This window comes from Staphylococcus parequorum (genome assembly GCF_039237145.1).
GTDB classification, from domain to species: domain Bacteria; phylum Bacillota; class Bacilli; order Staphylococcales; family Staphylococcaceae; genus Staphylococcus; species Staphylococcus equorum_A.
The window spans coordinates 2,032,228-2,056,869 of the sequence record NZ_CP150682.1; the positions used below are offsets into that span (position 1 = coordinate 2,032,228).

The following is a 24,642-nucleotide window of genomic DNA, read 5'->3' on the forward strand; positions in this document are numbered from 1 at the left end:
AAACTTAATAACTTAAATTCATATTTTTGTGAATAACAAATGGGAGCGGAACAGAAATCAAACTTTAAAATTTGATTTCGTATTCCCGCCCCCTCTTTAAAAGTTTGAAACAAACACATTTAGAAATCAGACAACTATTGTGCGTTCTCTAATTTACACTCACTAATATAGTATGCCATATTTATGTGCCAGCCTCATGATTTTATATAAGTAACATCTACCATTTCACTTTTTAATTATATATTTGTATATAATTCATTTACATAATTAATTAAATTATCAATATGCACATCTTCACTGTCACCAGTATCGCGGCGTTTAACTTCTACAATACCTTCTGCAGCATTTTTGCCTACGACGATACGTATTGGTAGACCGATTAAATCAGCATCATTAAATTTCACACCAGCACGTTCTTTACGGTCATCATAAAGCACATCATAATTTTCTTTTAATTGCGTATATAATTGATCCGCTAATTCACGTTGATCATCTTTTTTAGGATTGATTGTGATTAAATGTAATTCAAATGGTGTGACTGATTTTGGCCAAATAATACCATTTTCGTCGTTATTCTGTTCAACGATTGCACTTAATGTTCTTGAAATACCAATGCCATAACATCCCATTAATAATGGTTGCGCTCTACCTTGGTCATTTAAGAACGTGGCGTTCATTGATTCAGAATATTTTGTTCCAAGTTTAAAGACTTGGCCTACTTCAATACCTTCTGCAAAGTGCGCTTTGTCTGAGCTATCTGCTAATAATTCACCTTCTAAAATAAATCTAAAATCTCCATAGGCTTCTACTTCAAAGTCACGACCTACATTTGCGTTTAACAAGTGATACCCATCTTCATTCGCACCAACGACAATATTATTCAAATCTTGAATGAAATTATCTGCATAAATTTTAATGTCTTTATCAAAAACTGGACCCAGTGAACCCGGTTTTGCACCTAAAATATTAATAATTTCATCTTCGGTTGCTAACTCTACATTGTCGGTACCAAAATAAGCTTTTAATTTAATATCGTTAATTTCATGGTGACCACGAATTAATACTAATATAAATTCACCATCGACATTAAATATCATAGATTTAGTAATTTCGTCTAATGGTTTATTTAAAAATGTCGCAAGCTCTTGTGCTGTATGCACATTTGGTGTTTCAATTTTTGTTAACGGTTGTGCATCTTCATGTTTTTTATTAGGATGGTAAACCACTTCAGCTTTTTCAATATTTGCAGCGTAATCACTTTGCTCACTGTACACAATCGTGTCTTCACCGATTTCGCTTAACGCCATAAACTCATGTGTATGACTACCACCAATTGCACCTGAATCAGCAACAACAGGTCTCGCGTTAATGCCTACACGATTAAAGATGCGACCATATGCATGGTACATATCTTCATACGCTTCATCTAGTGATGCTTCATCAGCATGAAAAGAATAAGCATCTTTCATTATAAATTCTCTACCACGTAATAGACCAAAACGTGGACGCTTTTCATCTCTAAATTTAGATTGTATTTGGAAAAGTGTCATTGGCAGTTGTTTATATGATTTCAATTCATCACGGACAATCGAAGTCACAACCTCTTCATGTGTTGGACCAAGCGCAAATTGACGGCCATTACGGTCTTGCAAACGCATAAGTTCTGGACCATATGCACTCCAACGTCCTGATTCTTCCCATAATTCTGATGGTTGTAATGCTGGCATTAATATTTCAACGGCATCAATACGCTCCATCTCTTCACGTACGATGGCTTCAATATTATTTAATACTCTCGCAGCAATTGGTAAGTAACTATAAATCCCACTTGTGCTTTGTTTGATTAAACCTGCTTTTAATAATAGTCGATGGCTTAATGCCTCAGCACCAGCTGGCACTTCTTTCATAGTTGGTATAAATACTTTTGATTGTTTCATTTAAATGCTTCTCTCCCTCTTATAAGAAATAACGCTGAATATCGTTCCAAGTCACTAATACCATAACGATTAATACAAATACGGCACCAATGGCGATAATTGTAGTTTCTGCTTTTTTATTTACTGGTTTTCTAAAGATTGCTTCATATATTACAAATAAAATTCGTCCACCATCTAATGCTGGTACTGGTAGTAAATTCATTAATCCTAAGTTAACACTTAGCAAAGCAGTCCATGAAATCAAGTTAATTATACCAGTTTTAACGACAGAGTCGACAGTATGATATATACCTACTGGACCATTTAACATATCAAATGAGAATTCTCCAGTGAAAATACTAGCGATCATACTTACAATTGCAGTGAAAATAATTTTACCTGCACTAAGTGTTTGTTCCACACCCGCTGCAATTGGTTTGAAAATAGTGTGTTCAGTCGTTGCACTATAACCTAATAAATATTTTGTTTCTGAGTGTGTTTTCGTTACTTTCTGTTCAATTTTTTCAGGCTTAATATCAAATGTTTGTTTGTTGCCATCACGTTCGACGACTAATTTTGTCTTATTATCTTTAATGTCTTTTACCGCTTTATCGATATCATCTTTACCATCAATATTATGGTTTCCTACTTTAACAATTGTATCTCCAGATTTAAGCCCTGCTTGTTCAGCAGGTGAATCTTTAACAACTTCATCAACTGAATTTGTTGCTGTACCTTGATAATATGCTAGACCAATAAATAATACTAATGTAAGTAAGAAATTAAACAGTGGTCCTGCGAATAAAGTTAAGAATTTTTGATAAGGTTTTTTATACGTGAATTGACGATCTCTAGGTGCAATTTGAATTAAACTACCATTCTCTACAAAGTATGATTTCTTAGCTATTGCATAGCGTTGTCTTTCTTGATCATATGATGTTACACCTTCAATGAATAAGCCATCTTTAAAATCACATTGTTTTACTTCTATTGCTTCAATTTGTTGAAATTTGTGTTGATCATCTAAAATGATGTGCGTAATTTCATCTTTGTCATTTAATTTTATTTTTACATGCATACCTGGTTGAACTGGTGGTTCTTCTAAACCATCACCAGCCATGCGTACATAACCTCCGACAGGTAATAATCTAATCGTATATAATGTTTCATTTTTTCTGAAACTAAATATTTTAGGTCCCATACCAATTGCAAATTCCGGACACATAATGCCTGCGCGTTTTGCAAAAAACATATGTCCGTACTCATGAACTGTGACAAGGACACCAAAAACGATTATAAATGAAATAATTGTTACTAGAAAACTCACTTTGCTACACCTCATATTTTCGAAATAAATTGTTTGATCATACTATATATTAATTCATACAATACACTTTCTTATGACTACTTGCTTACTTTAGATTATAAAAGTATAACACAACAATGCTGAGTGACACACGTAACTTTAATATGTCTTCAAGTCATTCACTTACATTATACTTATCATTTTGCAGTCGTAATTACACAAAGTATTTTTGCTTGTGAAAAGGAGTTAAGAAATAAAATAACTGTATTGAAGCACTCAGTTATTTTATTTCATTAACTCCTTATTTTTGTTTATATAATTGTATAGTATCACTTTGAATCGATAGTTAAGCTTGTATTAACAAGATGTTTAATAGTGGCAATACAAACATAAAACTGTCAAAGCGATCTAAAATACCACCATGGCCAGGCAAAATACGACCAGAGTCTTTCACACCAAAATGACGTTTGAAACCTGACTCAACAAGGTCACCAAGTTGTCCAAACATACTTAAAACAATCGTAACAATTAATAGTATCCACGTTGCAATATTAAAGTCTACAAACATAATCATAACAAGTGGAATAATTAAACTACAAATCAATCCGCCAACAAAACCTTCTATTGTTTTATTAGGACTAATCACAGGCCATAATTTATGTTTGCCCATTAAGCGACCAAAAATATATGCCCCTGTATCTGTTGACCATACGATTAGAAATGCAAATAGTATGTAGTGTAAGCCTTCAGACCTTGTTTCATAAAGATACATAAACCCAATACCAACATACGCAATCGTCATTAAACAAAATGCAGCGTCCATAAAACTAAATCTATTTTTAGAAAGCACTGTATAACTTAATAAAATAAAACTCATTGCTATTAATGACTTTAATTGTAAATCATTAACCCAGTTACCGGCACCTTGAGGTAACATAATAATTAAAATTCCTAGCGCACTTATGATACCTGGCACCGATAAAAACTTAATCATATTCATATTAAGCAATTCTTTTAATGCTATGAACGCTAACAAATACGAAAACAGCATTAATATAACTCCGCCCTTCAGTAAGACCGGGAGGAAAATGATAAGCGCTATGATTGCCGTCAAAGTTCTAACTTTCATACTATTCTCCTAACTACTTATAATCCCCCAAAACGCCTTTGACGAGATTGATAAATTTTAATACAGTTTATTAATTCTTCTTTATCAAAATCTGGCCATAATTTTTCATTGAATAAAAATTCACTGTAAGATACTTGCCAGATTAGGAAATTACTAATACGTTGCTCTCCTGATGTTCTAATCAAAAGATCCGGGTCAGGGTAGCAATGAGTCATTAAATGATCATTAATCATTTCTTCAGTGATTGCTTCGCTTGTTAAACCTTCAGCGGTCAATTTGTCGTAAATTGATTTCACACTGTGAACAATTTCGGCTCGTCCGCCATAATTTATAGCAAAGACCAATTTTAAGCCCGTATTATGCTTTGTTTCTTCTTTTGCTTTATCTATCGCTTTAAGTGTAGATGTTGGTAAATGCTCAATAAAACCAATCGTCTCTACTTTAACATTATTTTCTATCAACTCTGGTAGAAATGTTCTTAAAAAGTTAACTGGCAAGTTCATAATGTAATTCACTTCATTTTTAGGTCTTGTCCAATTTTCTGTAGAGAAAGTATACAATGTTAAATATTTAATTCCTAAATCACTAGCTGCTTTAGTGATTTTTTTAACAGTTTGCATACCTTGGTAGTGGCCTTTTATTCTAGGCAATTTTCTTTGTTTAGCCCAACGACCATTACCATCCATAATTATAGCAACATGTTCGGGTATATTATGTACTTCCAAATCTATATCGGATTGCTTATACTGATTTTCTTTCTTCTTTTTTAACTTTTTAAACATGGTATTTCCTCCGAGCTTGATCATCTCTGTTTATTATAATTAGATTCTAGATGCAATTAACTACCATTTTATCATAATAGATAGGTGCATTGAATAAACAAATAAAAAAACTGTACCAAAGTCTGATTTGATACAGTTCAGATAAATATATGATATACCTCTGCTTCAAGCTCTAACTATAAGTAATTATATACCTTAATGAGTGAATAGAAGTATAATCATCATTACCATGTTTATACTGACATTATATCTTTTTCTTTTTCTTCTAATAATTTATCAATTTCTTTAATTGAGTTGTCAGTTAATTTTTGTACATCATCTGTTTGTGATCTTAAATCATCTTCAGTGATATCGCCATTTTTCTCTTGTTTTTTAAGTACATCATTTGAATCACGACGAACATTTCTAACTGCTACTTTCGCATCTTCGCCAATTTTCTTAACATCTTTTACAAGCTCTTTACGGCGTTCTTCAGTTAATGCCGGAATAACAATACGTATAACTTCTCCATCACTTGAAGGATTCACACCTAAGTTAGCAGCATTGATTGCTTTTTCAATATTACCAACAGATGATTTATCATATGGTGCAATTACTAATAAACGTGCTTCTGGCACATTGATACTAGCAAGTTGTTGAACTGGTGTTGGAGCACCGTAGTAATCAACATTTACGCCATTTAATAAATTGGAATTGGCTCTTCCGGCACTAATATTAGCTAATTCTCTTGAAAGATTATCAACAGATTTTTGCATTTTTGATTTCGTATCATTAATAATGTCGCTCATTGTCATACACCTCTAATTATTTTGTTATTATTGTTCCTATTTTTTCACCCATTACTGCACGTTTAATATTACCTTCTTCAGTAATTGAGAACACATTCAACGGAATGTTGTTATCCATACAGAATGAAGATGCTGTTGAATCCATTACTTGTAAACCATCTTGTAACATTTGAATATGAGTAAGATGTTCATACTTAATAGCATTAGGGTCTACTTTTGGATCAGCAGAGTAAACGCCATCAACATTATTTTTACCCATTAAGATAACATCGGCTTCGACTTCAGCCGCACGTAAAGCTGCTGTAGTATCAGTTGAGAAGTATGGATTACCAATTCCCGCTGCAAAAATAACTACACGTTTTTTCTCTAAGTGTCTAATTGCACGACGACGAATGTATGGTTCTGCAACTTGTTTCATTTCAATTGAAGTTAAAACGCGTGTATCGCATTCTAATTGTTCAAGGCTATCTTGTAACGCTAAAGCATTCATTACCGTAGCTAACATACCCATGTAATCAGCAGTACCACGATCCATGCCTAAGTCACTACCCGTTTTACCTCTCCAAATATTGCCTCCGCCAACGATAACTGCAATTTCGCAGTCCATCTTTGCAACTTCGGCAACTTGTTCAGCCACACTTTTAATCGTAATTGGATTAATTCCAAATCCATCGTTACCTGCTAGTGCTTCGCCACTTAATTTTAAAACAACACGATCGTATTTAGAAGTTTGAGCCATTGTCTTATCCTCTCTATTGTAAAAATATGTAATTGATACAAGTAAAGAAGACACAATAGGTCTTCCAATACAAAAGTAAATCTTTCATACGGAGCACAAAGGTGTCTTCTTTCTTGTTTTAACTATGAAAAATTATTTCATTTGTCCTTTTACTTCGTCAGCAAAGTTTTCTTCACGTTTTTCCATGCCTTCGCCTACTTCATAACGTATGAAGTCAACAAGTTTTCCACCTTTTGATTTCAAGAAAGCTTCAACTGTTTGATCAGGATCTTTTACAAAGTTTTGGTCAACTGCACAAATTTCTTGTAAATATTTACGTAAACGACCTTCAACCATTTTTTCTACAATTTTCTCTGGTTTGCCTTCGTTTAGTGCTTGTTGTTTTAAAACTTCTCTTTCGTGATTAATTTCATCTTCGCTTACTTGTTCAGATGAAACATATTTAGGGTTGATTGCAGCAATGTGCATAGCTACGTCTTTAGCAGCTTGGCCATCAGTTGAACCTTCAACTACAGTTAACACACCGATACGTCCGCCCATGTGTAAATAAGAACCAAAAGCATCGTTATCTGATTTTGTTCTAATAGCAAAACGACGGATACTTAATTTTTCTCCGATAGTTGAGATAGATTCTTTAACACGTTGGTCTACTGATTTACCATCAGCTAATGTAGTTTCTAATAATGCTTCTACTGTTTCAACTTTTGTTTCTAATACTTGGTTAGCAATTTCTTTCACTAATTCTTGGAAACCTTCGTTACGAGCTACGAAGTCAGTTTCTGCATTAATTTCTACAATTGCTGCTTCATTGCCTTTTTCTTCAACATGAACTAGACCTTCTGCCGCAATACGGTCAGATTTTTTAGCAGCTTTTGCGATACCTTTTTCACGTAAGTAATCAACAGCTTTGTCGATGTCACCATCAGTTTCTGTTAACGCTTTTTTACAGTCCATCATACCTGCACCAGTTTTTTCACGTAATTCTTTTACAAGTTTAGCTGAAATTGCCATTTCATATTCCTCCATTATTTAATGAATTTTAATATATTTGTTTTTAAAAAAGGGTGATAAGCTTGAATATCTTATCACCCATTTTACATTATTCTTAGTTTGATTCAACAGAAGTGTTTTCTTCAGTTGTTCCTGCTTCAGTAGCTTCTTTTGATTCATTTAAATCAATATTTTGTTCTGCTGCTACTTCTTCATTAGATACACCTTGTTGACCTTCTAAGATCGCATCTGCCATTTTACCAGTTAATAATTTAACGGCACGAATAGCATCGTCGTTTGCTGGGATAACGTAATCAATTTCATCTGGATCACAGTTAGTATCCACAATACCAACGATAGGGATGTGTAATTTGCGTGCTTCAGCAATTGCGTTGCGCTCTTTACGAGGATCAACTACAAATAATGCTTGAGGCATTGATTTCATATCACGAATTCCGCCTAAGAATTTGATTAAACGGTCGTATTCTTTTTTAAGTTCTACAACTTCTTTTTTAGGTAATACTTCGAATAAGCCATCTTCTTCCATTTTTTCAATTTCAGAGATGCGTTTGATACGTTTAGAAATTGTTTTATAGTTAGTTAAGATTCCACCTAACCATCTTTGGTTTACATAGAATTGACCAGCACGTTCTGCTTCAGCTTTCACTGAGTCTTGTGCTTGTTTTTTCGTACCAACGAATAAAACTTTTCCGCCATCTTCTGATACTTGTTTAATGAAGTTATAAGCTTCTTCTACTTTTTTCACTGTTTTTTGTAAATCGATAATGTAAATACCGTTTCTTTCAGTGAAAATGTATCTTTTCATTTTTGGGTTCCAACGACGTGTTTGGTGACCAAAGTGAACGCCTGCTTCTAGTAATTGTTTCATTGAAATTACTGCCATAATTAAAATCCTCCTATTGGTTTATTACCTCCACAAAAAGCTCATATAAACACGATAACTAAATATCGCACCCTTTATACTTATACTTTTTATGTGCGTATTGGCTTCATAGCCGTGAATAAATATATCATATTTGTATTTATAAAGCAATACTTTCACATTACTATTTCACACATTAAAAGAACATCTAAAAGTCTTATGATTTAGACGCTCTTTTTGATGATATATTTTTAAATTCATTTACGTATTTATTATTTAATTCTTTCTAGCTCATCTAAGAATTTTTCTTTTTTCACTTTAATAAATGTACCTTTCATTCCTAAAGAACGCGATTCAATAACACCAGCACTTTCAAGTTTACGCAAAGCATTAACAATAACTGAACGTGTAATACCTACTCTATCAGCAACTTTTGATGCAATAAGTAATCCTTCTTTACCACCTAATTCTTCAAAGATATGCTCGATTGCTTCACTTTCAGAATATGATAAAGAATTAATTGCCATGCTAATAGAAGCTTTGTCTCTTGCTTCTTGTTCAACTTCACTATGTTTTTCACGTAAGATTTCCATGCCGATAACTGTAGCAGCATATTCGCCAAGAACTAAATCATTCTCAGAGAAATCTTCTTGAACACGTCCAAGGACTAAAGTACCTAATCTTTCACCGCCACCTAAAATCGGGAAAATTGTAGTTCTGCTGATTTTGAATAAATCTTTGTTTTCTGGTGGGAACACTGATAATACGTTTTCAATATCAATGTTAGATTGTGTCTCTCTAACATCCATTAGTTTATCCGTATATTCTTTAGGTATGTGTCTATTTTCAAGCATTTGTATAATACGATCATTTTTCAATAATTCATTTAAACTTGATCCTAAAATCTTTCCTTTTCTAGAAACAATAAATACATTTGTTACTGTTACACTACTTATTGTTTGTGCTACATCCTTAAAATCAACGGCAATACCTTTGTGCTTTTGCAAAAGTGTATTTAATTCTCTAGTTTTCGATAATAAGCTCATATTCCTTCTCCTTTTTATTTATATTATAAAATAAATGCACTTAAATCTTTGTTTGTTGAAATTGATTTCAACTTATCATCAACATATTGTGGTGTAATGTCTACAACCGCATTGGGCATACTTGGTGCTTCAAATGATAAATCTTCTAGCATCTTTTCAAGTATAGTATGCAAACGACGTGCGCCAATGTTATCAGTATCTTGGTTTACCTGGAAGGCAATTTCTGCCAGACGTTTAATCGCGTCATCGGTAAAGTTGACTGTCACTTCTTCTGTTTGAAGTAGCGCTTCATATTGTTTGATAAGTGATAATTTCGGTTCAGTCAAGATTCGTACAAAATCTTCTACTGAAAGACTTTCTAATTCAACACGAATTGGGAAACGACCTTGCAACTCAGGAATTAAATCACTTGGTTTAGCCACGTGGAATGCTCCAGCACCAATAAATAGCATATGTTCAGTGTTAACAGTACCATATTTCGTTTGTACCATGCTACCTTCAAGTATTGGTAAAATATCTCTCTGAACGCCTTGTCGAGACACATCTTGACCTGAATTTTGATTGTTAGTTGCAACTTTATCGATTTCATCAATAAATATAATGCCCATTTGCTCGGCAAGTTCGATTGCTTGTTGATTTGCTGATTCTTGGTCAATCAGTTCATCGGCAAATTGATCCGTTAATATTTTACGTGCTGTTTGTACAGGGACTTCTCTTTCAACTTTTTTCTTAGGCATGAGTTGTTTCATCATATCTTGCATTTGTTCATTTTGATTTGTGCCTAACATCCCCATAGCGCCTGGGTCTTGCTCTACTTTTAATCTTACTTTTTCTTCTTCCAATTCACCATTCAATAATTGTTGTTTAATTTCAGAACGCTTTGTCTTGATTTCATCTGTAGGCGTATCCTCTTCTTCTTCATTGTTTTGACCAAAGTTTGGCATCGAACCACCAAATAATGATTCTAAAGGATTATTCCCACTGTTATTCGCATTATTCGCTTTTTGCTTCATACTAGGCACTAAAAGTTTTACTAATTTTTCATTTGCTTTTTGCTTCGCTTCTTCTTCGACTAAAGCTTTCTTTTGTTCTTTAACTAGTCTAATAGCTACGTCAACTAAATCTCTTACCATGCTCTCAACATCTCGACCGACATAGCCTACTTCTGTAAATTTAGTTGCTTCTACCTTTATAAAAGGTGCACCTACAACTTTAGCCATTCTTCTTGCTATTTCCGTCTTACCTACACCTGTTGGTCCAATCATCAAAATATTTTTGGGTGCAATCTCTTGTTTAGCTTCATCAGCTAAAAGACTTCGTCTATATCTATTTCTTAATGCAATTGCTACTTTGCGTTTTGCATCATCTTGCCCAACAATGTATTCATTCAATTTTGAAACGATATCTTTTGGTGTTAATTTAATGCCAGTCGTTTCCATAAGATAAATTACCTCCGTAATTTTGATTTCAATTATTCTAAAAATTATTTTTAAATTTATTTATTATTACTATATCCTAAATTTTTACAATTATACATTTTTATTTTTCATTGCGCTTTTTTAGTTTTAACTTTTATAATTTTTCAACTACGATTTGATCATTTGTAAACACACAAATATCAGATGCAACTTTTAAACTTTCATAAGCCATTTCTTCTGCAGTTAAGTTTGTGGCATGACGTTTCAAGGCTCTTCCAGCACTCAAAGCATAATTACCACCTGAACCAATTGCTATTAAAGCATCATCTGGTGCAATCACTTCTCCTGTACCACTTACAACAAGGATTGAATCCTCATCCATAACGATTAACATTGCTTCTAGTTGACGCAGTTGTTTGTCACCTCTCCATTCCTGAGCTAATTCAACTGCGGCTCTTTCTAAATTACCACCAAATTGTTGTAGTTTAGTCTCGAACTTTTCGAATAACGTAAATGCATCTGCAACGCTTCCTGCAAATCCTGCTAAAACTTTATCGTTGTATAAGCGTCTAACCTTGCGTGCTGTTTGTTTCATAATAACTTGTTCACCAAGTGTTACTTGGCCATCACCTGCCATTGCTGAATGGCCGTTATGTTGCACTGCAAAAATCGTTGTCGCGTGAATAGATGTACTCATAATCTAATTCTCCTTTTTTGCACGAGGATGTGCGTTTAAATATACTTTTCTTAATTGTTCATTTGTAACATGTGTGTAGCGACCTGTAGTTGATAAATTCACATGCCCTAGCAATGATTGAACGGTACGTAAATCAGCGCCCTGATTAAGCATGTGTGTTGCAAATGTATGTCTTAATTTATGTGGGTGAATATCCGTGACGCCAGCTGTACGTTTTACAACATCGTTTAACACATAACGAACGCCGCGCTCTGTGATAGGCGCACCGTTCATATTTACTAATAAATAATTATGATCACTTTTGCTTTTAGGTTTAAATAATTCTAAATATCGTTCTATACTTTGTTTACAAAATTCCCCAAATGGAATAAAACGTTCTTTACCGCCTTTACCTAACACTTTTACACCAGGTGAATTCATATCTAAATCATGCTCTTTTATATGGACTAACTCCGAAACCCTTATCCCTGTTGCATAAAGGAGTTCCAAAATCACTCTATCTCTCAAACCTTTTTTCGGGTCTTTTTCAACAGTATCAAATAAAGCTTCCATTTCTTCTTCATAAAAAAAGTGTGGTAAGTATTGTTCTTTCTTGGGATGCACTAATTGAACAAATGGATTTATAACTTTTTCATCTTGCGTCATCCAATATTCATAAAAACTTCTCAGCGTAGAAATTTTACGAGAAACTGAGGTTCTTTTCAAGTTTTTCGAATATAAATAACTTAGATAGTTTCTTGCATCTTTATATTCGAATGCAGATAACTCTAAATATTCTTGACTTAAAAATACATTAAACTGTTCTAAATCATCGTGGTATGACTTTAAAGTATGCTCTGAAAACTGTCGTTCAACTTTTAGCATAAATAAATATGCCTGCTGGATTTCTTCCAATAAAAACCCCTCCATCAATATGAATTGTAGCATATTGATGAAGGGGACTGCGAAAAATAACTATTAAATTGAGTCAAACTTACAAAATTTTTAGAAAATGGTTATATCAACGAATATTTTATAAAGTTTGCTTATAATTATCTAGATATGATAACGCGCGATCTGCAAGTTTTTCATAACGTAATTTTTTATCTTTAACACGATTTTCTAAAGTTGGCAGTAAACCAAAATTCGCATTCATTGGTTGGAAATTTTTCTCGTTTTTAGCATGAGAAATATAATATGCCATACTTCCAATCATTGTTTCTCTTGGAAATACTACGCCGCCTTTACCTTTAATTTTATGCGCTACGTTGATGCCTGCTACTAAACCACTTGCTGCACTTTCAACATAACCTTCAACGCCAGTCATTTGGCCAGCAAAATGAACTTCTTCTCTACCTATCAACTCATACTTTTCCGTCAATACGTCTGGCGAGTTAATAAATGTATTTCGATGCATCACACCATATCTTACGATTTCTACATTTTCTAAACCAGGAATTAAACGTATAACGTCTTTTTGTGCTCCCCATTTTAAATGTGTTTGAAAACCTACAAGATTATATAATGTACCAGCCGCATCATCTTGTCTCAATTGTACGACTGCATATGGACGTTCGCCTGTCTTAGGATCTTCTAGACCAACTGGTTTCATAGGTCCAAACAATAAAGTTTTACGCCCACGTTCCGCCATAACTTCAAAGGGCATGCATCCTTCAAAATATTTTTCTTTCTCGAATTCATTTACTGGTGCAACTTCTGCTTCCATCAATGCATCATAAAATGTATTGAATTCTTCTTCAGTCATTGGACAGTTCAGATATGCTGCTTCACCTTTATCATAACGAGATTTCAAATATACTTTATTCATATCTATACTTTCTTTTTCAATTATTGGAGCTGCGGCATCATAAAAATACAATTGATCTTCACCAGTAGCTTCAACAATTTCAGCAGCCAATTTTTCTGTTGTTAATGGACCAGTAGCAATGATTGTATAACCTTCAGGTATGCTATTAATCTCTTCATTTAACACTGTAACATTGGGATGATTTTTTAAAGTTTCTGTAACGTAACCAGCAAAATCATGTCGATCTACTGCTAACGCACCACCAGCAGGTACTCTTGCTTTGTCTGCTGCATTAATAATAAGTGAATCAAGACGTCTCATCTCTTCCTTGAGTACACCAACTGCATTCGTTAACGCATTGCCACGTAATGAGTTTGAACAAACTAATTCAGCAAATTGATCAGTGTGATGTGCTGGTGTTTGCTTCACTGGCCTCATCTCTATTAAATTAACTTTAATCCCTCTTTGAGCTAATTGATATGCTGCTTCTGAGCCAGCTAGACCAGCCCCGATAACATTGACAGTTTGAGTCATTTAATTTCCTCCGATACATTAAAAATAGCAACTACGACATCATATCATAATTATAAATATATGCGTCTACATTATAAATATGTGTCGTTAGTTGCTTATAGAATTATTAACAATATTCGTAATGTAAGTTTGTATTACGCAATAATTAATAAATGATATGTTTGTTTATTTTTGCAGTTCTTCTTTATAATCACAGTTTGAACAAATAACCTGACTTTTACGTCCTTGTTTTTTCTCAACAAGATATTGTTCACATTTAGGACAATCACGACCTACAGGTTTATCCCATGTAACGAAGTCACACTCAGGATATTTTGAACAACCGAAGAAAATACGGTTCTTTTTAGATTTGCGTTCAACGACATCGCCCTCTTTACATTTAGGGCAAGTCACGCCAATCGTTTTGATAATGGCTTTCGTGTTACGACAGTCTGGGAAGTTAGAACATGCCATGAATTTACCATAGCGTCCCATTTTAATTACCATCGGAGATCCGCATAGTTCGCAATCTTCTCCAGCTGGTTCATCTTTAATTTCAATTTTTTCCATTTCTTCTTCTGCACGTTCAACATCTTGACTAAAGCTACTGTAAAAATCACGAATTACTTTTTTCCAAGGAATTTCGCCATCAGCTACTTTATCCAATAATGTTTCCATGTTTACAGTAAAGTCGACATCAATGATTTCAGGGAAATAATCCTTCACTTGTTCATGAACGATTTCACCTAGTTCAGTTGGAACAAATCGCTTACTTTCATTTTTTACATAATTTCTTTTTTGTATCGTATCTATTGTCGGTGCATACGTAGATGGTCGACCAATTTTCAATTCTTCCATTGTTTTTACTAAACGCGCTTCAGTATAACGCGGCGGTGGTTGTGTGTAATGTTGAGAAGGTTCGATATTAGTTGCTGTAACCATTTCGCCTTCTTCAATATTAGGTAATTTATTTTCTTTACCGCCTTCATCGTCGTCTGTAGTTTCAATGTATAGTGTCATGAAACCTTTAAACTTAATTGTTTGTCCATTCGCACGGAATTTTAAATCATTTTGTGTTAAATCCATAGCAACAGTATCAAGAATCGCAGGTGCCATTTGACTTGCGACAAAACGTTCCCAGATTAATTTATATAATCTGTGTTGATCACGCGTTAAATAATTTTTCATTTCATTTGGTGTACGCAATGTTCCAGATGGTCTGATTGCTTCATGGGCATCTTGATCGCCTTGTTGGCCTTTAGCTTTACGATTTGACGTATAGTTATTACCATACGTTTCTTCAATATAACTTTTCGCTTCAGCTTTAGCTTGATCAGATACTCTTGTTGAATCTGTACGCATATATGTGATTAAACCGACTGTACCTTGTCGTTTCAAATCAATACCTTCGTACAATTGCTGCGCAAGCATCATTGTTTTTCGTGCTTTGAAGTTCAATTTGCGCGCAGCTTCTTGTTGTAATGTTGATGTTGTAAATGGATTAGATGGATAACGTGTTTTTTCTTTTTTAGTTACTTTCGTTACCTCAAACTGGTCTCCATCTAATTGTGTTGTAATTTTTTCTACATCATCTTTATTCGTTAACTTAAATGGTTTATTTTTTAAATGAAGGAATTTGGCATTGAATTTGGATTTCTTATATCTAAATTCGCCTTCAATTTTCCAATATTCTTCTGGTTTAAAGTTTCTGATTTCATTTTCGCGATCAATAACTAATCTAAGTGCAACAGATTGGACACGTCCAGCTGATAAACCTTTTTTAACTTTTTTCCACAATACCGGCGATATATTATAACCAACTAAACGGTCTAATATACGTCTCGCTTGCTGAGCGTCAACAAGATTCATCTCTATGCCTCTAGGATGTTTAAAGCTATCTTTCACAGCATCTTTTGTTATTTCATTAAATACTACTCTATTTTCTACTGATTCTTCTAAATTTAATATGTTCGCCAAATGCCAAGCAATTGCCTCACCTTCACGGTCAGGGTCACTCGCTAAGAATATTTTTTTTGCTTTCTTAGCATGTTTTTTAAGTTCTTTAACAACTGGACCTTTGCCGCGTATCGTAATATATTTTGGCTCAAAATCATTTTCATCATCTACGCCCATTTGGCTACGTGGCAAGTCTCTAACATGCCCCATAGATGCGATAACTTTATATTTTTTACCTAAATATTTTTCAATGGTTTTAGCTTTTGCAGGCGATTCAACTATGACTAAATTTTCTGTCAAAGTAGTTACCCCCTTGCATTTCTAATTACAAAGATAAATGATAAACGGTCTATTTTGTTTTTGTCAATGTTTTTAATTTTAAGTTACCTGGATTTCTAAGAATATTGACTAAAAAAACAAAATAAATGTCATCGTAATTTCATAATTATAAAATGCCTTTTCTTTCATTAATAAACTTCCATTTAATGTCCATTAGATTCAATTAAATTTCAATTATAATCTATTAATATATCACTTGCTTTTAAAACAATTTTTGCTCCTTCTTGAGCACTTAATAAATTTCCTTCAGTCATCGGATTAAAGATAGAACCTGGTAGTATGTATACTTCTCTATTTTGTTCTAAGGCAAAATTCGTTGTAATACATGTGCCACTATTTGCTTTAGATTCTGTAATCAATACACCTTTTGACAGTCCACTTATTATTCTATTACGCTCAGGAAAATGATGCTTTTGCGGTCTTTGAAAAGGAAGGTATTCACTTACTACAAGTCCTTCGATTTCTATTCGTTTTCTAATTTCAAACGTTTCTTTTGGATAATGTTGTAAATGACCAAAACCTAGTACTGCAATTGCAGACATATTCATCGATAAAGCATGTTCGTGTGCCATTTTATCTGCGCCTTTAGCTAAGCCAGAGATTATGGTTAAGTTTTCTTTTTTAAATGAGGGAAAAAGAAAGTTCAATGCTTTTTGACTATATTCTGTCGCATGCCTTGACCCTATAATAGCAAGAGTTTGAGGAGATTGCATTAAAGATAGCTTTCCTTTATAGAAAAGAATGAGTGGCGGTTCATAGATTTCACGAAGTAATATGGGATATGTAGACTGTTCTATTGAAATGTACTTTAAATTCCATTGTTCTAACATTGTTATTATGTTTTTAACTTCTATATTTAGATATTGCTTATAAATTTCTGCTTTTCGCTTTGTTTTTAATGTACTTAAAAATTGTTTGAGTTCATGCTTTTGTTCCACTTGATCATAGTCTAAAAAACTAGGATTAGACCTTAACAGTTGATGTATTTGGTGTGTCGTTAAACCTGAAAAACGTAGTTTTAAATATTCGTGTTCTCTCATTATAATTCTCCTTTTCATCTCAATTATAATGGAAAACAGCAGTAGTTTAGATTACAAAACTACATCATTTTCTAGTGAAAAGTAACAAGATTTTAAGGAGTAATTCTCTATTTTAAATTCATTTCAAACTAGAATTTCATTATATTGTAAAGACTAAAATAAAGTTTATGTACGTATTACTTCTAACTAAGATTAGCCAAGTGCTAAAAATTTCCAATCGTTTTTCTTCTATTATAAAAGTAACTACAACAAGTGACATAAAACGATGGTTATACAACTTAAAACTTCTCTTCTGTAAATTGATTCCTTCAAATTTATAAAACTTATAAAGAAATTTTCACAACAAAAAAACGGTTGATAAGAAAAGAATATCCATGCCTATCAACCGCGAGTATTATATTACCTAAAATGTTTGAATACGTAAAATAGCACAAACTCCGACATATTTTCGGAATTTGTGCTGGGTTTGTACAATACAATTATTGTTTTACAGTTAATAATTGTTCATAGATGCCTGCTTCTTTAGCTGCATCAATTAATGTTGTACCAATTTCTGATGGTGTATCTGCAGTTTTAACACCACAATTGTTAAGTGTTTTAACTTTTTCTTCAGCAGTACCTTTACCGCCTGAAATAATCGCACCGGCATGGCCCATACGTTTACCTGGAGGGGCTGTTTGTCCTCCGACAAAGCCTACTACAGGTTTAGTCATGTTAGCTTTAATCCATTCAGCAGCTTCTTCTTCTGCTGTTCCACCGATTTCACCAATCATAACGACTGCTTTTGTTTCATCGTCTTCATTAAATGCTTTTAGCACATCAATAAAGTTTGTACCATTGACTGGATCGCCACCGATACCTACAGCTGTTGTTTGACCAATACCTTCTTCAGTTAATTGGTGTACCGCTTCATAAGTTAAAGTACCTGAACGAGATACTACGCCTACGTGACCTTTTTTATGAATGTAGCCTGGCATGATACCAATTTTAGATTCATCAGCAGTAATAACACCCGGACAGTTAGGTCCAATAACACGTGTTTCTTTACCTTCTGAGTAACGTTTAACTTTAACCATATCAATTACTGGAATATGTTCTGTAATACAGATAGCTAAATCTAATTCTGCATCTATACATTCTAAAATTGCATCTGCTGCGAATGGCGCAGGTACATAGATAACAGATACTGTAGCACCTGTTTCTTTTTGTGCTTCTTCAACTGTATTGAATACTGGTACACCTTCTACTACTTGTCCGCCTTTACCTGGTGTTACCCCAGCAACAATTTGTGTACCATATTCAAGCATCTGTTTTGTATGGAAAAGGGCAGTTGACCCTGTGATACCTTGTACAATTACTTTTGTATTTTTATCAATAAATACGCTCATGTTAGTGCTCCCATCCTTTCCTACGCTTCTTTAACAAGTTTTACGATTTTTTGTGCGCCTTCTGCCATAGTTGCAGCTGATTCAATTGCTAAGCCAGAATCTTTAAGAATTTCTTTACCTTTTTCAACATTTGTACCTTCTAAACGTACAACAAGCGGTAAAGTAAGCTCTACTTCTTTAACTGCAGCAACGATACCTTCAGCAATAATGTCACATTTCATGATTCCACCAAAGATATTAACAAAAATACCTTTTACGTTGTCATCACCTAAAATGATTTTAAATGCTTCAGTAACTTTTTCTTTAGTTGCACCGCCCCCTACATCTAGGAAGTTCGCCGGATTGCCACCAAAGTGGTTAATTGTATCCATAGTTGCCATAGCTAAACCAGCACCATTTACCATACAACCGATGTCTCCATCTAATGCAATATATGATAAATCGTACTTAGAAGCTTCGATTTCTTTTGGATCTTCTTCTTCTAAATCGCGTAATTCTAGGATATCTTTATGTTTAAATAATGCATTATCATCAAAGTTAACTTTTGCATCTAATGCCAAAACATTACCATCATTAGTTGTTACTAATGGGTTTATTTCTACAATAGAACAGTCTTTTTCGATGAAAACATTATAAAGTGAAACTAAAAATTTAGCTGCTTTATTAATTGATTCTTTTGGAATATTAATATTAAAAGCGATTCTTCTAGCTTGATATGGTGCTAAACCAACAATAGGATCAATAGTTTCTTTGAATATTTTTTCAGGTGATTCAGCAGCAACTTCTTCAATTTCAGTTCCGCCTTCTTCTGATGCCATCAAAGTAACACTGTCAGTAGCACGATCAATTACAAATCCAACATAATATTCTTTTTGAATATCGCAGCCCTCTTCTATGTAAAGGCGCTTAATTTCTTTACCTTCAGGACCAGTTTGATGTGTTACAAGCGTCTTACCTAATAATTCTTTAGCGTAAGTTTCAACTTCAGATAGTGATTTAGCGATTTTAACTCCACCTGCTTTACCTCTACCCCCAGCGTGAATCTGTGCTTTTACCACATATACTTTTGAATTTAATTCTTTTGCTTTTTCTACCGCTTCGTCAGCAGTAAACGCTACGCGTCCTTCTGGGACAGCAACGCCCATAGTACGAAATAATGCTTTACCTTGATACTCGTGGATATTCATTCTCCATCCTCCTGTTTCTTAGGTTAAGTTCATAACTAATTATATGAAATGTAAGCGCTGTTGTAAACTCATTTAGCCCAGTTATTTAAATCTTTTGTTTTTTACCATTAATTTGAAAGTGATTTAATTGGTTCAAAAGTTTTTCTGTGTTCATTTATAATGCCGTGCTGACTTATACCATTTAAATGTTGTTGAGTGCCATACCCAACATTTTTTTCGAAGCCGTAACCTGGGTGTTTAACTGCAAGTTCGCGCATATATCTATCTCTATGTTCTTTGGCTAACACACTTGCTGCTGCTATAGATACACTTTTGGCATCTCCTTTAACTAATGATGTTTGAGGAATATCTACATCTAGTGTCATCGCATCTATCAGTAAATGTGTAGGCTTAACAGATAAAGCCTCAACTGCTCTTTTCATTGCCAATTTAGTTGCTTCATAGATATTAATTTGATCAATTTCTTCAACTGTCGCCACACCATACGCGTATGCGTATACTTCTGATAATAATTGCGTTTCTAAAAAATTTCTTTTCTTTGCAGAGAGTTGTTTTGAGTCATTTAAGCCTGTGAAATGGTGATCCTTATTTAAAATGACTGCACAAGTAACAACAGGACCAGCTAACGGTCCTCTCCCCACCTCATCTATGCCACAAATTAACGCTTTGTCATCATCAGCTAGTATTTCATTTTCATAATGAGACATCACTTTATAATTTTCTAGTAATGTTTGAACTTTTTCCAATTGTTTTCTTCTAGAAACAATCGCATTTTGTACACCCTTACGATCATCGTCGTTAACAGAATGATTTTTTAAAGTTTCTAACGAGTGAATATCTTGCAACAATAATTTAATTTTTTGAATAGTTTGTTTCATAAATATTATTTACACGTCCATTTCACTAGCGATATCAAAAGTGTACGTACCGATTCTGGCATTTCTCACTTCATGTATAACTAAATCAATAACCGCTTCATAATCGACTTCATTACCACGTCTTAATAATCCACGACGACGCCCTATCGCATCAAACCACTCTAAGTTTTCTGCGTCGATTGGCACATCAACTTTGTAATGTTCTTTTAACCCTTCATAGTCATGTGCTTTCATAAATTCTAAGCCATAAATTGCTACTTCATCTAAATGCACAATACTATCTTTGATAGCTCCAGTGATACTTAATTTCTTACCAACTAATTGGTCTTCAAATTTAGGCCATAAGATACCTGGTGTATCTAACAATTGTAATGATTTCCCAACTTTAATCCATTGTTGTTGTTTCGTTACACCTGGTGTATTACCCGTTTTAGTAACAGATTTATTTGCTAATTTATTAATTAATGTTGATTTTCCAACGTTAGGGATGCCAACGATCATTGCTCTAATCGCACGTGGTTTTAATCCTTTTTGCTTTTCTTTCTCGAATTTCTCTGTTGTTGCTTTTATTGCTGCTTGCTCTACGAGTTTTAAACCCTTGCCGTGTTTTGCATCAATTGCAACAGGATAAAAGCCTTTGCCTTTAAAATAATTTTCCCATTTTACTAGCTCTTTTAAATTTGCCATATCTTTTTTATTTAAAATGACCACACGTGGTTTTTGTTGTATTACTTCATCAATCATTGGATTTCTTGAACTATACGGGATACGTGCATCTACAAGTTCAAACACTACATCTACTTTCTTTAACTCCTCGGATACTTCTCTTTTTGCTTTAGCCATATGGCCTGGATACCATTGAATTACCATATACATCACCTTTCTCTATTTACGCTCTATTTAATTAAAAGTTTTAATTATATACTTATGCTTTAATTTCGTTTTCTATTCTTTGACTTTAAAATCATAACACGTCACGTATAACGATATAAATAAAATAATGTCATTATTATCTCATTAACTTTAATTTTACAACATTATTTAGTAATATACTTCAAATTATTTTAGACACCACGTTTAAATCTCTAAAAACGATTAAAATTCGACTGTTTTTTATTTAACCTGTTTAACTTTTAAAACGCTTAAGACTTAATGAATTATATTTTTCTAAATAAATAATAGTTATTTTTATCTAAATTCATAAAATATCGTTACAATGGAATTATATTTATTACATATACAGGAGTCGTTTATGAAGCGTAAATTTTTGTACACATGTTTATTCTTATTACTGGCTGTTATTGGACACAGTTATGTTATTTATAGATTTATCCATGATGGCGTTTTATTTACAGGGCCTAATGATGGTATGGAACAAATGGTGCCAATTCAAATGTATTTATTTGATAATTGGAGTCATGGCAATTGGTTTTATGCTTCTGACTTTGGTCTGGGCGGAGACTTTTTCACTGACTTAAGTTATTACTTTTCAACAAATATTATATTTATTTTGAACGTCATTATTATTGTCTTACTTAAAATAGTCATCCCAATGGATACCTCTGATGTGATGTTTTGGATGACAAATGCCTTAGTCGTTTCTATAATTAAATCTGCTATAGCAATGATAGCAACATTTATCTATGTTCACTATATTTCACACAATCGCAAAGTGGCTGTATTAGCATCATTTATTTTTGTAATGTCACCACTTTATTTTAGATTCACTGTTTATTGGCCATTTTTTAGTGATGTTTTTATTTGGTTACCATTATTACTATGGTCAATCGAACGCTTCTTAAAAAGTGGTAAACCAGGTTTCTTTATTATTATCGTAACTATTTCTTTAATTAATAATTTTTATTTTGCCTATTATCAATTATTAACAGGACTTTTATATTTCCTAGCTCGAATGATTTTTAAACATAAAAATGATCTCGTAACTAGATTCAATGCATTTATGACATTATGTATTTCAGCATTAATTGCATTAGGTTGTAGTTTGTTTTTCTTTTTCCCAGCAATACAAAGTTACTTTAATAATAGACGCATCCCTTTTGATGGAGATGTAGACTTATTTGAACCTTTTAACCAAAACACAAATATATTTTATGACAATTATTTAATCGTCATACTTTTCTTAACACTACAAGCATTGCTATCATTCAAGTTATATAAGCATTTTTATTTCAAATTATTTTCGATTTTTACGCTGGTTTCAATTTGTGCTAGTTTTTTACCATTTGTGGATCAAGTATTTAATGGCTTTTCAGCACCACAAAAACGTTGGCACTACCTCATCGCTTTTAATTCGGCTATTTTAATAGGACTTTATGTAAAATATTTTAGAACCTTATCTTTAAAAACGTACATATTATCCTCTTTAGTCTCTTTATGTTTTGTCTTTGGAAGTGCTTGGCAATATGACAAGTTTGTTTCGTGGCTATGGTATATGCCTATAGTCAGCATGATTGGTTTACTCATACTTTTCGTTAAAGAACCTAAAATAAGAACCAAATTAACGCATTTCTTTATATTGTCTATTATGATACTTTCTGTTTTAGTGTCTGTCGTATTTATACGCAACCAAATTTATTTTGATGATCATGTTCAACGCGCAAATAGCTATTATGTAAATGCAAGTCTCTTTGACACGCCACTTCAGCAACAGTTAGTTTCTGATATAAAAAAAGGAAAATCTGAAGATGAGCGAATTGATTGGCGCGTTAATGAGCAAGATAATACACCGATGTATCAACATTTTAAAGGAATGAGTCTTTATTCAAGTATTTTTGACCACAATATACTTGATTTTTATTACGATGATTTGAAAATCAACATGAAAGAAGAATCTGTAAGTAGATACCAATCAACGAATAGCAGACAAAACATTAATAGTTTATTATCTGTTCGTTATTTAATGTTAAAAGATTACCAAAATAACGTGCCTGCACATTTCAAAAAAATTAAAAAAGATGGACAATACCAAATCTATGAAAACACTTTAAACTTGCCTTCAGTGCGTGTTTCAGATCAAGTCTTTGATGCACAAAAGCTTAAAGATCCTATAGATAGGGAACATGCAATGATTGATGGAATAATTTTAAATAATGAGGGTAAAACATACACAGATAAAGCTAAAAACTTATTAAATCAAACCGAAATCACCTATCAAAACATGAATCGTAAAACAGACAAAAAAATATATATTCCTAACAATAATAAACAGGGTCAAGTACAAATCCATGTTCCAGAAAACATTAGATCACAATATAAAGATTTTTACGTGACGCTAAAAGTTAAACGAGGCAAACCTGACAGCAATTTTTCTGTAAATATAAACGGTTATTCGAACAATCGGTTATTCAACAATTCTACTTATCGTACTGGGGTTGACACACAACTTTATAGAACACAACCAGATGAAAATGGTAATATAAACATTGCACTTAGCCCTAGTGGTAATTATGAATTTGAATTACAAAGTTTACATGGAGAAAATTATAAAAAGCTTGAAACCGCACATAGCAAACAGAACAATGTGGGTCATTATCAAGATATTAAAAATGGCATTAAAGTAACATTAGATCGCCATAAGAAAGGCATTGCTTCTATTAATATTCCTTATAGAAAAGGTATGCCTGCATACGTGGATGGTAAAAAAGTAAAACCTTTAAAAGTAAATTATATGATGACAGGTGTGCCTGTAAATAAGGATAGCAGTGAAATTACAATTAAATATAGACCACCATACTGGTATACTATGATCGCAGTTTCAGTCATAAGTTTCATCTTGAGTGTGATTTGGTGCATTCACAAAAATAAAAAACCACAGCGCAATTCAAATTAATATTTAAAAGG

The 24,642-nt window shown here is 33.2% G+C and carries 20 protein-coding genes; 1 reads left to right on the plus strand and 19 read right to left on the minus strand.

Going from position 1 to position 24,642, the window contains the following annotated elements:
- Positions 1-236 precede the first annotated feature (236 nt).
- The 19 genes from AAA453_RS09920 to ylqF all read right to left on the minus strand — a co-directional run bounded on the left by AAA453_RS09920 (position 237) and on the right by ylqF (position 21,651).
- Positions 237-1,937: a proline--tRNA ligase gene (locus AAA453_RS09920; protein ID WP_069832869.1), complete on the minus strand. Its 1,701-nt coding sequence runs from the start codon at positions 1,935-1,937 to the stop codon at positions 237-239.
- Between the two features lie 19 nt (positions 1,938-1,956).
- The gene (rseP, locus tag AAA453_RS09925; RefSeq protein WP_427704745.1) at positions 1,957-3,243 is read right to left on the minus strand and encodes an RIP metalloprotease RseP; all 1,287 of its coding nucleotides are present in this window, start codon (positions 3,241-3,243) and stop codon (positions 1,957-1,959) included.
- Between the two features lie 325 nt (positions 3,244-3,568).
- Positions 3,569-4,351, minus strand: a complete 783-nt coding sequence (locus AAA453_RS09930; protein WP_069816029.1) for a phosphatidate cytidylyltransferase — start codon at positions 4,349-4,351, stop codon at positions 3,569-3,571.
- Positions 4,352-4,368: 17 nt separating this feature from the next.
- A complete protein-coding gene (locus tag AAA453_RS09935; protein ID WP_069816031.1) occupies positions 4,369-5,133 on the minus strand; it encodes an isoprenyl transferase in 765 nt (254 codons plus the stop codon).
- A 233-nt stretch (positions 5,134-5,366) separates the two neighbouring features.
- Positions 5,367-5,921 carry a ribosome recycling factor gene (frr, locus tag AAA453_RS09940; protein ID WP_069816033.1) on the minus strand — a complete coding sequence of 185 codons (555 nt, stop codon included), beginning with the start codon at positions 5,919-5,921 and terminating at the stop codon, positions 5,367-5,369.
- Positions 5,922-5,937: 16 nt separating this feature from the next.
- Positions 5,938-6,660, minus strand: a complete 723-nt coding sequence (pyrH, locus tag AAA453_RS09945; RefSeq protein WP_021338738.1) for a UMP kinase — start codon at positions 6,658-6,660, stop codon at positions 5,938-5,940.
- 132 nt (positions 6,661-6,792) lie between these two features.
- The gene (gene tsf / locus AAA453_RS09950) at positions 6,793-7,671 is read right to left on the minus strand and encodes a translation elongation factor Ts (protein ID WP_427704748.1); all 879 of its coding nucleotides are present in this window, start codon (positions 7,669-7,671) and stop codon (positions 6,793-6,795) included.
- A gap of 94 nt (positions 7,672-7,765) precedes the next feature.
- Positions 7,766-8,554: a 30S ribosomal protein S2 gene (rpsB, locus tag AAA453_RS09955; RefSeq protein ID WP_069816037.1), complete on the minus strand. Its 789-nt coding sequence runs from the start codon at positions 8,552-8,554 to the stop codon at positions 7,766-7,768.
- A 251-nt stretch (positions 8,555-8,805) separates the two neighbouring features.
- A complete protein-coding gene (codY, locus tag AAA453_RS09960) occupies positions 8,806-9,579 on the minus strand; it encodes a GTP-sensing pleiotropic transcriptional regulator CodY (protein WP_002507859.1) in 774 nt (257 codons plus the stop codon).
- Between the two features lie 23 nt (positions 9,580-9,602).
- On the minus strand, positions 9,603-11,018 hold the full coding sequence (gene hslU / locus AAA453_RS09965) for an ATP-dependent protease ATPase subunit HslU (protein ID WP_285323071.1): 1,416 nt from the start codon (positions 11,016-11,018) through the stop codon (positions 9,603-9,605).
- A 133-nt stretch (positions 11,019-11,151) separates the two neighbouring features.
- A complete protein-coding gene (gene hslV, locus AAA453_RS09970; protein WP_002507861.1) occupies positions 11,152-11,694 on the minus strand; it encodes an ATP-dependent protease subunit HslV in 543 nt (180 codons plus the stop codon).
- A 3-nt stretch (positions 11,695-11,697) separates the two neighbouring features.
- Positions 11,698-12,588 (minus strand): tyrosine recombinase XerC, encoded by an 891-nt coding sequence (xerC, locus tag AAA453_RS09975; protein WP_427704751.1) that lies wholly within the window; start codon positions 12,586-12,588, stop codon positions 11,698-11,700.
- A gap of 118 nt (positions 12,589-12,706) precedes the next feature.
- The gene (gene trmFO, locus AAA453_RS09980) at positions 12,707-14,014 is read right to left on the minus strand and encodes an FADH(2)-oxidizing methylenetetrahydrofolate--tRNA-(uracil(54)-C(5))-methyltransferase TrmFO (RefSeq protein ID WP_427704754.1); all 1,308 of its coding nucleotides are present in this window, start codon (positions 14,012-14,014) and stop codon (positions 12,707-12,709) included.
- Positions 14,015-14,179: 165 nt separating this feature from the next.
- Positions 14,180-16,249: a type I DNA topoisomerase gene (gene topA / locus AAA453_RS09985; RefSeq protein ID WP_285323068.1), complete on the minus strand. Its 2,070-nt coding sequence runs from the start codon at positions 16,247-16,249 to the stop codon at positions 14,180-14,182.
- Between the two features lie 209 nt (positions 16,250-16,458).
- On the minus strand, positions 16,459-17,328 hold the full coding sequence (gene dprA / locus AAA453_RS09990) for a DNA-processing protein DprA (RefSeq protein WP_427704757.1): 870 nt from the start codon (positions 17,326-17,328) through the stop codon (positions 16,459-16,461).
- A 479-nt stretch (positions 17,329-17,807) separates the two neighbouring features.
- The gene (gene sucD, locus AAA453_RS09995; protein WP_065367410.1) at positions 17,808-18,716 is read right to left on the minus strand and encodes a succinate--CoA ligase subunit alpha; all 909 of its coding nucleotides are present in this window, start codon (positions 18,714-18,716) and stop codon (positions 17,808-17,810) included.
- A gap of 20 nt (positions 18,717-18,736) precedes the next feature.
- Positions 18,737-19,903, minus strand: coding sequence for an ADP-forming succinate--CoA ligase subunit beta (sucC, locus tag AAA453_RS10000; RefSeq protein WP_069816048.1), 1,167 nt, complete (start codon positions 19,901-19,903; stop codon positions 18,737-18,739).
- Positions 19,904-20,010: 107 nt separating this feature from the next.
- Complete coding sequence (locus AAA453_RS10005; protein WP_427704760.1) at positions 20,011-20,781, minus strand: ribonuclease HII; 771 nt, start codon at positions 20,779-20,781, stop codon at positions 20,011-20,013.
- Between the two features lie 9 nt (positions 20,782-20,790).
- Positions 20,791-21,651 (minus strand): ribosome biogenesis GTPase YlqF, encoded by an 861-nt coding sequence (ylqF, locus tag AAA453_RS10010; protein ID WP_002507869.1) that lies wholly within the window; start codon positions 21,649-21,651, stop codon positions 20,791-20,793.
- A 382-nt stretch (positions 21,652-22,033) separates the two neighbouring features.
- Here ylqF and AAA453_RS10015 point away from each other — a divergent pair, with 382 nt between their 5' ends.
- The gene (locus AAA453_RS10015) at positions 22,034-24,631 is read left to right on the plus strand and encodes a YfhO family protein (protein WP_427704762.1); all 2,598 of its coding nucleotides are present in this window, start codon (positions 22,034-22,036) and stop codon (positions 24,629-24,631) included.
- The last annotated feature ends 11 nt before the right edge of the window (positions 24,632-24,642 follow it).

What these genes read in the sequence shown, in the direction of transcription:
- AAA453_RS09920 (WP_069832869.1), bottom strand. Translation starts at nt 1,937, where the DNA reads ATGAAACAATCAAAAGTATTTATACCAACTATGAAAGAAGTGCCAGCT.
- AAA453_RS09930 (WP_069816029.1), bottom strand. Translation starts at nt 4,351, where the DNA reads ATGAAAGTTAGAACTTTGACGGCAATCATAGCGCTTATCATTTTCCTC.
- AAA453_RS09935 (WP_069816031.1), bottom strand. Translation starts at nt 5,133, where the DNA reads ATGTTTAAAAAGTTAAAAAAGAAGAAAGAAAATCAGTATAAGCAATCC.
- frr (WP_069816033.1), bottom strand. Translation starts at nt 5,921, where the DNA reads ATGAGCGACATTATTAATGATACGAAATCAAAAATGCAAAAATCTGTT.
- pyrH (WP_021338738.1), bottom strand. Translation starts at nt 6,660, where the DNA reads ATGGCTCAAACTTCTAAATACGATCGTGTTGTTTTAAAATTAAGTGGC.
- tsf (WP_427704748.1), bottom strand. Translation starts at nt 7,671, where the DNA reads ATGGCAATTTCAGCTAAACTTGTAAAAGAATTACGTGAAAAAACTGGT.
- rpsB (WP_069816037.1), bottom strand. Translation starts at nt 8,554, where the DNA reads ATGGCAGTAATTTCAATGAAACAATTACTAGAAGCAGGCGTTCACTTT.
- codY (WP_002507859.1), bottom strand. Translation starts at nt 9,579, where the DNA reads ATGAGCTTATTATCGAAAACTAGAGAATTAAATACACTTTTGCAAAAG.
- hslU (WP_285323071.1), bottom strand. Translation starts at nt 11,018, where the DNA reads ATGGAAACGACTGGCATTAAATTAACACCAAAAGATATCGTTTCAAAA.
- hslV (WP_002507861.1), bottom strand. Translation starts at nt 11,694, where the DNA reads ATGAGTACATCTATTCACGCGACAACGATTTTTGCAGTGCAACATAAC.
- trmFO (WP_427704754.1), bottom strand. Translation starts at nt 14,014, where the DNA reads ATGACTCAAACTGTCAATGTTATCGGGGCTGGTCTAGCTGGCTCAGAA.
- dprA (WP_427704757.1), bottom strand. Translation starts at nt 17,328, where the DNA reads ATGAGAGAACACGAATATTTAAAACTACGTTTTTCAGGTTTAACGACA.
- sucD (WP_065367410.1), bottom strand. Translation starts at nt 18,716, where the DNA reads ATGAGCGTATTTATTGATAAAAATACAAAAGTAATTGTACAAGGTATC.
- sucC (WP_069816048.1), bottom strand. Translation starts at nt 19,903, where the DNA reads ATGAATATCCACGAGTATCAAGGTAAAGCATTATTTCGTACTATGGGC.
- AAA453_RS10005 (WP_427704760.1), bottom strand. Translation starts at nt 20,781, where the DNA reads ATGAAACAAACTATTCAAAAAATTAAATTATTGTTGCAAGATATTCAC.
- ylqF (WP_002507869.1), bottom strand. Translation starts at nt 21,651, where the DNA reads ATGGTAATTCAATGGTATCCAGGCCATATGGCTAAAGCAAAAAGAGAA.
- AAA453_RS10015 (WP_427704762.1), top strand. Translation starts at nt 22,034, where the DNA reads ATGAAGCGTAAATTTTTGTACACATGTTTATTCTTATTACTGGCTGTT.